Raw genomic sequence first — 12,739 nt, 5'->3', positions numbered from 1 at the left:
AGCTTATCACGAACAGGGAATTTGCATTAAATCTGATTCCAAATCAATATTTGGAATTTTAGCACTTCCAAATAATTTAAAAGTTGAAACAAATAAGCCATTATTAGTGCTAATTCCAGCAGTAAGTGGAACTAGAATTGGACCCCAAAGGATATTTGTTGAAATAGCTAGAGAAGCGGCTTTACTGGGATATTCAAGTTTTAGAATGGATATGAATCGGGCAGGTGATTCAATACAAGATCATAAGGATAACATAGATGATTCTGAAAATCCACTAATTTCTTGGTATAGTAGTTATTTAGATGAGGTTACAGGTTTTTTTAGTAAAAGCCCATATACATTTTCAAATTATTTATTGTTGAGCATTTCATTGGGTTGCGAACCAATTTTAAGGTATGCAATAAAAAGGTCTTATATTTCAGTTATATTTCTATCTCCAACCTATTTAGATTATGTTAGTGGTACTAGTGTTAATAAGAAAAATCTAAAATCTTACTGGCATAAAGTTTTTAAGAAACAGACTTGGATAAAATTACTCCATTTTGATTTGAACTGGAAAAAAATAGTTAGGAATGTGATTCCAGAAAAGCACACAATAAAAAAACAAAAACCTTCACAGTTGATTGTTAATAAAACGATTGAAGTATACAGCATTTATGGTGAACTAGATCAAGAATTCATAGATTCAAAAAATCATTGGAATAAATTAGTAGATAATGGTATACTTTCTTCATTTGTGTTCAAAGTTGTTAAGGGCTCTGATCATAATTTTTTTGGATATCAATTTAAAAAGGATGTCAATTCAATCCTAATGGGCTGGTTATATGGTTTTGAATGGAAAAAATAATTTATAAAATTTTTGAGATTTCTGAAGATAAAGTAAATCTCTGTTTACATATTCACTATCCTATAAAGTCGAATGATAAAGCATTTCTTTTTGTAAATCCTTTATTTGATGAAAAAAAGAGGTCTCAAAAATTCCAAGCGGATACGGCTCGTGCTTTAACTAATAAAGGTTATACCGTAATTAGGTTTGATTATTACGGAACAGGAGATAGTTATGGAGATTTTGAAGAATTTACCATTAATTCCTGTTTAGAAAGTTGTAAAGCAATTTTGAATTTTATTCATATTGAAATTGGAATTACTAATATTTCAATTTTGGGAATACGATTTGGAGCTAGTTTAGCATTGAAGTTAGCATCAGAATACAAAGAGTTGGAAACTGTTTTTTTAATAGATCCAATCATTTCAGGTAAACGCTACCTTATGGAGCTTCGTCTACGTAGAAAGGCTTTCTTTATGTTAAATAAGATGGAGAATGTAGGGGAGAAGATAATTATTAATGGGGAAGAATTTGAAGATCATCAAGGGTATTTAATAAGCACTACTTTAACTGAGGAGTTAAGGAATTTGGATGTATTTCAATATGTCCTCAGTGATGAAAATATCTTACTTTTTTCATTGGATACATTGAATTATAAAAAAATATTGAACTTACAAGAGGATTTGAATTCATCTGGGAACAAAACTAAATTAATAAAAGAGAAGACAACATCATTTTGGAACACGATGGAAATGGCAAAAACAGAATCATTAACAATTGAAATTATGAAGTATGTTTAATCTTTTTAACAGAAAAGAGAAAAAAAAAACTAAAGAAAAATCTGTTTTTGAAGTTTCTACTTTAGATACAGTAAAAGAACTAATTTCGGATGTCGTTGGAGATATTGATAAAGGGGATATATATCCGGAAGCTGAATTAGAAAATTTGGGATTGGATTCTATAAAGTTTTTGAATATTTTATTAGCTTTTGAAGATATATTAGAAATGGATTTGGAAGACATTGTTGAGAAAATAGATCTTTCAACAATACAAAGGGTTCAAGATGTTATTAATATTATAGATAAATTAAAAAATAACAAAGTTTAAGTGAGAGACTTTATTTATAAAAAATATAAAGAACTTAAAAAGAACAGTTTAAATTCAATTGTTTATTTTGAAGGTAAAGAAAGAATAGAAAAAACATTTGCTTCTTTTTCAGTTGATATTGATAAACATATTAAGATATTAAAATCAATAGAAAACTCTAATGGCAAAATTAATAGGATTGGTATATTAGGGGCAACATCATATAAGTGGGTAGTTTTTGATCATGCTTGTATTAAAGGTGGTTATAAGTCAGCGGGACTTCCTGAATCTTTAGGAGTGGAAGTCATCGATAAAATCATAAAGGATTTAAAAATAGACATATTACTACTCGATTTTAGCTTAAAAGAGGTTTATGGAACTATTGAAACTACTCAAATTTATTATTTCAATTGCACAGAATCTATACATAATGATGTTGAATTGATAGATTATCATGATCAAATTATTTCAGAAGATAATTTGATTCAAGAAGATTATAGTATTGTGTTTTCATCTGGAACTTCTCAACATATTAAATATATTAAGAGGACATTTCATGAAATAAAAGAAGATAAGAAATCCTTATTAGAAAAGTGTAAAATTTATTGGAGTTACAGAGGGTCTATTTGGTATATAATAAAGAAAACAAAAAACAATAAATTGATTATCTTTCTTCCTCTTTCACACCCTATGCAGCGTTGGTTCATTCAAATAGCCATTAATAATAAAATAGACATTGTCCTTTCCGAACCAAAAAATTGTATCAAACATATTATGATGGAAAAACCCAATATAATGGTTTCCATTCCTCCTATATACGATGCCATGGCATCTTTAATTGAGGCACGAATAAAACGTTATGATAAAAAGCAACAAAAATTATTCATGATTTTTAATGAATACAATTTTAATCAATTAAAAGATGGAAATCCAATTAAGCAGTTTTTTACAAAACAGCTATTTCAAAAGGTGAAAAAAATTTATGGAGGACGAGCTGACTTGTTTATTACAGGAAGTGCTCCTACAAAACGGAAGACCTTGGAAACTTTTGAGAAAGTTGGAGTACGCTTATATGAAGCTTACAGCCAAAGTGAATTATCAACTATTATTATGAATTCCCCTAGACATTATAGACTAGGAAGTGTCGGAAAACCACAAAAAAACTTAGCTGTTAAAATTGGAGATGAGAATGAAGTTCTTATTAAGTATAACGAAGATTACGATACTATAAATAAAGAGGTTTTGAATATAAAGGAAGATTATATTCATACTGGAGATACTGGTTATCTTGATAAACAAGGTTTTCTTTATATAACAGGGAGGTTGGATGATGTCATTGTTTTAGAAAGAGGCAAAAAGATTCACCCTGATGCAATTCAAAATAAATTATCTGCTTTGCTAGATAATGCTCGAGTTCTTGTATATTCTTCAAATAAGGAATCTATAGCTTGTCTAATTTTTTCAAAAGCACTTACAAAGACTCAAGCCCAATCTCAAATTTCATATTTAAATAAAAGTTTGGCTTCCTACGAACAAATCAAAAACTTTAGGATTATCAAAGAAGAGCCTTCCGTTGAAAATGGTTTATTGACAGCTACCTTAAAGTTAAAGCGGAAAACCGTTATAGAGAAATATATAAAACTAGAAGAACCGCTAATTAAAGTATGATTATAGATTTCCATACACACTTGGCATATCATAAAATATATCCAGATACATTCTTAGCAAGTCTTTTCAATTTAGGCAAGACAGATTCACAGGATTCCAAGCAGTTATCGTTGTTAAAATTGTTTTTAAGGGATGACTTTGGTGAAAAGCTTATCAAACAAATGGATGACTCTGAAATTCAGAAGGCTGTCTTGTTAATAGTTGATGACAATGACTATATAGGAGCCTCTAAAGAAACGATTGAAGAAAAGTACGTACGACATAGAAACGTCTTAAAAAAATATCCAAATCGGTTTTTTGTGTTTGGAGGTTACCACCCCTTGCGAAGAGGAGGTTTTGAATTGTTGCAAAAAGGTATTGAAGAATATAATTTTCATGGGATTAAGTTATACCCTCCTTTTAACTTTAAAGTGAATGATCCACTAATGAAAAAATGCTATCAATATGCTAATGATAAGGAACTAACCATTTTGTCTCATACAGGATTCTCAATCAAAGGACTTAAAAATGAATATGCAGAGCCTAAAGACTTTTTAGAGATTGTTGATCTTTATCCTAAAGCTAATTTTGTACTGGCTCATGCTGGATATAAATTGAATGATCCTATTGTTAAAGAGTTGATTCAGAAGAACAATGTATATGCAGATATAGCAGGGTTTAAAACAGCAAATAAAGAAGATTTAAAGTTGATTTTTGAAGAAACTTATAATGATAAAATTCTATTTGGATCAGATTGGCCTATTAATAATATGATGAAACCATTGAGTTACTTAGTGGATTCTATTAAATCATTATATGAAGAATCTAAAATAGATAACCCTAGGTTGTTAGAAAATATTTTTTACAATAACGCTTTAAAACTTTTATCAAAATAAATGCTTGAAATAAATTCTAAATATATTGAGAAATTTACTTCTATTTCAGAAGTTTTAGAATACAGAGCTTTAGTTTCTCCTGAGAAAATAGCCTATACGTTTTTAGAAAATGGATTGGAAGATGAACTGAATTTAACTTATAAAGAGTTACATAATAGCGCATGTAGTATTGCAAATAGGCTTTTAACTGATTTTAAAAGTGGGGATCGTATTGTTTTGTTTTTTCCGCCTGGGGTAGATTTTATAAAAGCTTTTTTTGGGTGTTTGTATGCAGGGATGATAGCGGTGCCGTCTTATCCTCCTAAAATGAATCGGAGTGCAGATAGAATGAAAGGGGTTTTGGAGGATGCATCTCCAGTAGCAATTTTAACAGTGTCAGGTATAGGTTACGAAAAAGTCTTATCAAAAGTTGATACTATAGATTGCTCAATAATCTATTTGGATAAAATCGATACAAATAAAAATAGTACACGACCTCAAATGGAAATCCCAACCGAGGTTGCGTTTTTACAATACACATCAGGTTCTACTGGAGCACCTAAGGGGGTTATTGTTTCTCATAAAAATTTGATGGACAACCAGCAACAAATAAAACAGTCATTTCAACTTCATGAAGTATCAATACTAGTTGGTTGGTTGCCTTTTTATCATGACATGGGTTTGGTTGGTAATATATTGCAATCAGTATATAGTGGATTTAGAGCAATATTATTCCCTCCTGTTCAATTTCTAAGAACACCTGAATTATGGCTACAAGCCATTTCAAAATATAAAGCGACTGTGAGTGGGGGACCAAACTTTGCTTACGATTTATGCGTAAAAAATGTTGATGAGTCTGTTTTAAAAGAACTTGATTTAAGGAGTTGGATAACAGCTTTTAACGGAGCGGAACCCATCTTGTTAGATACCATTAATGATTTCGCGGAAAGATTTAAAATTAGCGGTTTTAATAAAAGTAGTTTCGTCCCTTGTTATGGTATGGCAGAAACAACTTTATTGGTTTCAAGTAAAGGTGCAAACAAACCAATTGTGACCAAAAAATTTACTGAATATCAATTACAATTTAATATTGAAGAAAAAGGAGCTAGTTTAGAAAAGAGAGAATTGGTTTCTTGTGGAGAAGTAGTCAATGGATTTGATATTAAGATTATTGGTGAAAATGGAAGAGAAGTAAACGAAGGTTATGTAGGCGAAATTTGTTTGCAAGGAAAAAGTATCTCAAAAGGCTATTGGCAAAATTCAGAAGAAACAAAAAAACATTTTCAAAACAAAATTGAAGGCGCTCAAGGTTTATTCTTTAAAACAGGAGATTTAGGTCTTTTACACAAGAATCAATTGTATATAGCTGGACGTTTAAAGGATATATTGATTATCCATGGTAAAAATTATTACCCTCAAGATATAGAAGAAGTCGCTTCTAAATCTCATGAAAACATAATATTTGGTTCAGTTGCAGTATTCAGTGTACTTATAAATAATAAGGAAAGCATTGTTGTTGTTGCTGAATGTGTTTTGTCTAAAGAGATAAATGTAAGTGGTGTAATTCAAAGTGTACACTCAGAAATATTTGATGTATATAAACTGTCGGTGTATGATATTGTATTGATAAGAAGAGGTGCTCTTTTAAAGACATCTAGTGGTAAAATTCAAAGAAGAGGTAATAAAGAAGCATATTTAAAAAATAATCTTAGAAAGATAGGCTCTTTTTTAGATTTAAAAAAGAATAAAAGACCAATTAAGCAAGAGCCAATTGTAGATATATCAAATACAAAGAAAAAAATACAGGATTTTTTTCAGGTTGAACTGAACCTTGAGCAACAAATCAAAAAGAATCAGAATCTTTTAGAGTTTGGATTAGATTCCATTTCTTTAACAAGATTGGTGTTTTTTATAGAAGATGAATTCGGTAAGGAAATTCCATTAGAGCAAATTTATAGTCATTCTACAATAGATGAATTAGCATTACTTATTGATAATTATGAGGTAAACATAACAGATGAAGAAGAAAATAATCAAGAAAAAGTAAGAGCGTCTTATTTACAACAAAGTATTTGGATAAATCAGCAGAGAGATCTTTTAAATTCTGGATATCATATTACCGTTAAAAAAAAACTGAAAGGTTCGTTAGATTCTGAAAAAGTACAAGAAGCATTTCAATATTTAATAGACAAATATGATGTGCTAAAGACCATATTTGAATTTGAAAAGGAGACGCTTTACCAAAAGATTCAAAAGGACTATAAAGTCAATATTGATGTTTGCGAATTGGTTGATGAAACGTCAAAAGATCAATATATTAAAGATTTTTCAAGAACTCCTTTTTCGTTAGAAAAAGGGCCTTTGCTAAGAATAACGTGTTTATGTGTAAATTCTAAGGAGTTTACAGTTGTATTTGTAATACACCATATCTTGGTAGATGGAAAATCAGTTAGTTTATTGTTAAATGAGTTTCATAAACTATATGATGCTTTGAGTAAAGATCAACAGTCTTTAATAGTCTCATCACCTCAAAATAATTTTAAGGATTTTTGTCAAGAAGAATTCATTTTTGATAAGGACTTACTAAAAAAGCAGAAACAATTTTGGAAACAACAGTTAGGCTCAGCTCAAGTACCTTTGGAATTACCAAAAAAGACAAGCAATAGTATTGATAAAACTGCAGCGAGCATTTTATTTTCAATAGAAAAAATGGAGTTATTAGCAATTAAAGATTATGTAAAAAGAGAAAGAATAAATTTGTTTTCTTTTTTGCTTTCAGGCTATTATGTACTACTAAACCGTCTTTCGGGTAATGATATAATTACTATTGGTACTCCTGTGTCTTTAAGGGAAAAGAAAAAATACGAAGAGGCTATTGGTTTATTTATTAATAGTGTTATGCTAAAAACAAGTATCAAGAAAGATGAAAACCTTTCAATGTTTGTAAAAAAAGTATATAATCAAACAAGGGCATCTTTACAATATGCCAGTTACCCTTTTCAAAAAATATTAGAAGATTTGGAAGTAGGGATTGATGAAAACAGGCTGGGGTTAAGCACCGTTTTTTTTAACTTTATGAATAATCAAGAGAATAATTTGGTTGTTGAATCTTTAGAAGCAGTTTATGGTATTAATCCTGGAGTAGATTTGAATTTTGATTTAAATTTATATGCTCAACCTACAGACACAAAAATAGAGTTTCGTTTGGATTACAAGAGTGCTGATTTTTCTCAAGAGGCCATTCAAAATATAGTTTTCTTTTATAAATATATCCTCTCTGATATTGTACATGTTCCAGATAGTTTAATTCGAGAAAAAAAATATGAGTCTATTGTAAATAAACGGATTCCAGTAATAAGAAATCATGAGCTCTTTTCTGAAAAAGAAAGAGAGTTGTCTGTTTGGCAAAAGTTTAAGCAGGTGGCACAATCAAATTCTAAAAGCATCGCTATTAAAGGTATTGAAAGAGAATACTCTTATGAAGAGGTATATATCCATGCCAACAATATAGCAACCTATATAGAAAATGGGAAAGCTGAAAATATAGGCTTGTGTTTTGGGCATCATGAGCACATGATAGTAGGAATGTTGGCCATTCTAAAAACAGGTAATGCCTATGTACCAGTTGATTTGACACTTCCGGATGATAGAAAAGAATATATTATCAAGGATGCAGAAATCCAAAGAGTTCTTACAGACTCTTCTAACTATAATCAGGTACGGAAATTAGTAACAACTTTAAATATTTCTGTCGATATTGTTATTATTGACCAGTTAAAAACACAAGATGTTATTGAAAGTAATGAGCTAATAATTACCAATTCTGAAACAAGGGCTTATATATTATATACATCTGGTTCTACAGGACTTCCTAAAGGTGTTATTCAAACTCAGCAATATATTATGCATATTGCCTATAGTTTTATTAATAGTTTGAAAATCTGTCCTGAAGATTGCATTTCGTTGATTCCTACTTTTAATTTTAGTGCCTCCATGATGGATACATTCGGAGCGTTACTAAGTGGTGCTTCAATTAAAATTATTGATATTAAAAGTGAAGGAATTTCAGGGATGTTGGAAACGATTTCAAAATCAAAGGTTACAATATACCATTCAGTTCCAACGGTTTTTCGTAGTATGATAGAAGAAGTAACTGTTGTTGAAGATAAGAAAAAATACTTAAAAAATGTTCGACTGATATATTTAGCAGGAGAACCTTTGTTAAGAGATGATGTCATATCCTATCAAAAAATATTCAATAAAAACAGTATCCTCGTAAATGGTTTGGGGTGTACAGAATTTAATATTTGTAGTCAAAACTTTATTGATAAAAAAACAGAGATTACATCCCCTTATGTCTCTTTAGGTCATAATGGTTTAGATATTGAAGTCATAATTCTAGATAATGATCAGACTCCTGTGGATGTATTAGTAGAAGGCGAAATAGCATTAAAGAGTAGGTATCTATCTAAGGGATATTGGAAACTTCCAGAATTAACAAAGCAAAAGTTTATCACAATTGATGGTGAACAGTTTTATTTGACAGGAGATTTGGGTAAAAGACTTCCTGACGGAGAGCTAATACACTTAGGGCGGAAAGATTTTCAAGTAAAGTTAAGAGGTCAAAGAATAGAATTAGGAGAAATAGAATCACAATTGTTAAAAATTGATGGAATAAAAAGTGCCGTAGTTGTATTAAAAGAGCTTCACCAAGAAGACTACGAATTATGCGCCTATTATATTTCAGATTCAGATATTGTATTTGAGGAATCATTTCTTAAAAAACAACTTTCCAGTTTTTTACCATCTTATATGTTACCGAAATACTATAAGCAATTAGAGAAATTCCCATTAACAACAACAGGAAAAGTAGACCGTGTAAAGCTTCCAATTCCTATACAATTGCCAAAGAAGAGAGTCAATATTGAAAGTGTTCAAAAAACAAAAGAAGCACTCAAATTAGTAAAAATATGGGGTGAAGTATTAAGATGTGATTTTGAAAGCATCGAAAATGACTCAGATTTTTTTCAGCTAGGAGGAGATAGTTTAAAAGCTTTGCAAGTTTTTTCAAGAGTTCGTGAGGTGTATAAGGTTGAAATAGGTCTGCAATTCATTTTTGAGCATAGTGAATTTAGGGATATGTTGGATTCCATATCAAAACTTCAAACAACAGAGACCGTCAAGATAAATAAATCTCCTCTTTCTAATGACCATCCCCTTACTCCGGGTCAATATAGTATTTGGATATATAGTCAATTTAAAGATGCATCTATAGCTTATAATCTTACAGGAGCTTATAAAATAAATGGGAAATTGGATATTTCAATTTTAAAGTTAGCTATTAGAAGACTCTATGAGAAATATGCAGTATTAAGAACGAACTTTTATGAAAAGGATGGAAGTCCAGTAATGAGAGTTAAGGAAAAGTATTCAAATTTATCTGAAATTGTACAATTAAGAAAGACAAATAGTGAATATGTTTCAGAATTATTAAGGCAACATCATCATAGAATAATAGACCTTGTTAAAGACGAGCTTTGCACCTTTGAAATAATAGAAATAGAAGGAAATCAAGAATTTTATTTATCATACAATATTCATCATATCATTGCAGATGGTTGGTCTTCAGGGGTACTTGTTGCAGAAGTTCTGAAAACTTATAAAGAAATCAAAGAAGATACCTTTAAAGAGGTTTCATTAGATATACAATTCTTCGATTATAGCTATTGGTACAATCAACATATAGAGTTGCTACATGAATCCAAAGTATATTGGCAACAACAATTAAAAGATTATCCAAAGCCTACTCAGTGGTTAAATAATGTAGTATCCAAAGAAACTTCTTTTGAAGGGAGTGAGATGAATTTTGAATTTGATATAAACCAAACCAATACGCTAAAAAAAATAGCAGAAGAAGAACACTGTACATTATTTATGGTGGTTTTGAGCTTGATTAATATTTGCCTTTATAAATATTCTAACCAAGAAGATATTATTGTTGGAACCGATTTTTCAGGTCGTAATTTGGGAGAGTTGGAAAATCAGTTAGGTTATTTTTTAAAATTAATTCCAGTAAGAACTCAAATAAATAAAGAGTTTACTTTTAGTGAGTATCTTTCTATAGTAAAAACAACGGTTTTAGACGCATTTGATAACCAAGACTATCCTATTGAATATATGATTAAAGATATTGAAAAGGATAGTTCGGATAGAAAGACTTTTTTTAATACGCTGATATTATTTCAAAATTTCAATAATATTCCCGATTTTAAAAATTATGTTTCAGATTTAGATATTACACAAATACCGACTAACAATGCTAATGCCCTTCTGGATTTAACATTTGAGTTTCTCCAAATTGAAGATCGATTAGAATTAAAAATACGATACAAAACAGAAGTATTTGAAGCGTGGCAAATAGAAGGGTTTTGGAATCAATTCAATACGCTGATAGAGAGCGTTGGCGAGAAAAAAAATGAAAAGATAAAAACACTTCATATAGAAAAACAATCTCTTGAGACTCCTATAAGAGCAAAAGTAAATTATCCTTGTGTGATAGATGCTATTAGCAAAATAGCTAAACAGAACCCTCATAAATTAGCATTGCATTGCAATGATAGAAACCTAAGTTACCAACAATTATATGATAGGGTTAATCAGTTGGCTTCTTTTTTAAAGAGGGATATAGGGTCTAAGGAATATGTAGGCATTTTTATGAAAAAAGATGAAAATGCGATCATAACCATACTAGCCATTTTAAAATCAAACTGTGTGTTTGTTCCTATTGATATACATTATCCAAAAGCTAGAATTCAACATGTTATTAAAGACGCTAATATAAAACACGTAATATGTGATATAAGTACATCAAAAGAACTATCCGAGTTTAATACATCTGTAAATATTTTGGAGATAGAACAGGTATATAATAAACCTATTATTAAAGATGTCAAATTTGAAGATTGTAAAGAAGATGAATTAGCATATATTTTATACACATCAGGCTCAACAGGAACTCCAAAAGGGGTTATGATTGATAGAAGGTCACTTAATTATTATACGTCAACTTTTTTAAACTATTTTAAGTTGACAGCAGAAGATCGTGTATTGCAACAAGCAAGTTTATCTTTTGATACGTCTATAGAAGAAATTTTTCCAGCATTGTGTATAGGGGCTACACTAGATATTATTGAAGAAGGAGGGAAAGATATTGTATCTATAGTTAAAGCTGTCGAAAATCACGCTGTTACTGTTATTAGTTCAACTCCAATGATTATTAATGAATTGAATGCATACACCTTCAATCAAAATAAATTACGATTGTTAATTTCGGGAGGAGATGTTTTAAAGGAAAGTCATATAAGTAATTTTATTGGAAAAATGCCAATTTATAACACCTACGGACCAACTGAGACTACGGTTTGTGCTTCTTATAAAAAAGTAGAGGTTAAAGAAGATTTAAAATCTATCGGAAAACCAATTGAGGGTAAGCAAATTACTATTGTTGATACTAATGGTTTTATATTACCAAATGGCGTAGAAGGCGAAATTTGTATTGGAGGTGAAGGTATTTTTAAAGGCTATGTTAATGATAAAAATCAAACCGATAATGCTTTAGTTCTTTTGAAAGAGAATGGTGTTTTTTATAAAAGCGGGGATAGAGGCTATATAGACAATAAGGGAGAAGTAATTTTTAAAGGAAGAGTAGACAATCAAATTAAAATTAGAGGGCAGAGAGTTTCTTTACAAGAAGTAGAGGATGCCGTTCTTTTAGATACTACTGTTAAGAATGCTTTTATAAGTGCTCAATTAGATGATAAAGAAAAATTAGATATAATAGCACATGTAGAGAGTAAAGATTCTTTTGAATTTCAAATGTTTTTAGATAGACTTTCCCAAAAGCTGCCGCAGTATATGATTCCAAAGCGTTTTTATAAAGTAGAAAAATTTCCAATAAACGTTAACGGTAAAATAAGTATTGAGAAGTTATTATCTAATCAATATCCACAGATAAAATTAGAAGACATTTTTATAGTTCCAAAAAATGATATCCAAGAAAAAATACTTGAGATATGGAAAAGCGTATTAAAACAGGAGCATATTAGTATTACAAGTAATTTTTTCCATATTGGGGGAGATAGTTTGTTATTAGGAAAAATTAAAATGGAATTAGAGATTTGTTTTTCTACAGAATTAAGTTTTAAAGAGCTTTATGAGGCAAATACGATTCAATTGTCTTCAGAATTGTTTGCGAAAAAAAGTCGAACACAGATTGAGATTGGCAGGAAAGAGTTCATAATTTAAG

At 30.0% G+C, this 12,739-nt stretch carries 6 protein-coding genes; all 6 read left to right on the top strand.

The genetic code is table 11. The features are described from left to right. Nucleotides 1–106: 106 nt before the first annotated feature. The 6 genes from H599_RS0107235 to H599_RS0107210 are packed head-to-tail and all read left to right on the top strand — an operon-like array spanning nucleotide 107 to nucleotide 12,738. A complete protein-coding gene (locus H599_RS0107235; protein WP_026713517.1) occupies nucleotides 107–847 on the top strand; it encodes a hypothetical protein in 741 nt (246 codons plus the stop codon). Further along, nucleotides 835–1,626, top strand: a complete 792-nt coding sequence (locus H599_RS0107230) for a serine aminopeptidase domain-containing protein (RefSeq protein WP_026713516.1) — start codon at nucleotides 835–837, stop codon at nucleotides 1,624–1,626. Before H599_RS0107235 ends, H599_RS0107230 begins: the two co-directional genes overlap by 13 nt. Continuing rightward, on the top strand, nucleotides 1,619–1,933 hold the full coding sequence (locus H599_RS0107225; RefSeq protein ID WP_026713515.1) for a phosphopantetheine-binding protein: 315 nt from the start codon (nucleotides 1,619–1,621) through the stop codon (nucleotides 1,931–1,933). The genes H599_RS0107230 and H599_RS0107225 overlap by 8 nt, the downstream gene beginning before the upstream one ends. Continuing rightward, nucleotides 1,934–3,580, top strand: a complete 1,647-nt coding sequence (locus H599_RS0107220; protein WP_026713514.1) for an AMP-binding protein — start codon at nucleotides 1,934–1,936, stop codon at nucleotides 3,578–3,580. It begins immediately after the preceding gene. Further along, nucleotides 3,577–4,455: an amidohydrolase family protein gene (locus tag H599_RS0107215; RefSeq protein WP_026713513.1), complete on the top strand. Its 879-nt coding sequence runs from the start codon at nucleotides 3,577–3,579 to the stop codon at nucleotides 4,453–4,455. The genes H599_RS0107220 and H599_RS0107215 overlap by 4 nt, the downstream gene beginning before the upstream one ends. Beyond that, nucleotides 4,456–12,738, top strand: coding sequence for a non-ribosomal peptide synthetase (locus H599_RS0107210; protein WP_026713512.1), 8,283 nt, complete (start codon nucleotides 4,456–4,458; stop codon nucleotides 12,736–12,738). Nucleotide 12,739: the final 1 nt, after the last annotated feature.

The organism is Flavobacterium daejeonense DSM 17708, from assembly GCF_000425425.1.
GTDB classification, from domain to species: Bacteria; Bacteroidota; Bacteroidia; order Flavobacteriales; family Flavobacteriaceae; genus Flavobacterium; species Flavobacterium daejeonense.
This window is presented reverse-complemented; position numbering and strand designations above follow the sequence as displayed.

Excerpts from the sequence above, each read along its gene's own strand:
- H599_RS0107225 (WP_026713515.1), top strand. The coding sequence starts at position 1,619 with ATGTTTAATCTTTTTAACAGAAAAGAGAAAAAAAAAACTAAAGAAAAA.
- H599_RS0107210 (WP_026713512.1), top strand. The coding sequence starts at position 4,456 with ATGCTTGAAATAAATTCTAAATATATTGAGAAATTTACTTCTATTTCA.
- H599_RS0107215 (WP_026713513.1), top strand. The coding sequence starts at position 3,577 with ATGATTATAGATTTCCATACACACTTGGCATATCATAAAATATATCCA.
- H599_RS0107230 (WP_026713516.1), top strand. The coding sequence starts at position 835 with ATGGAAAAAATAATTTATAAAATTTTTGAGATTTCTGAAGATAAAGTA.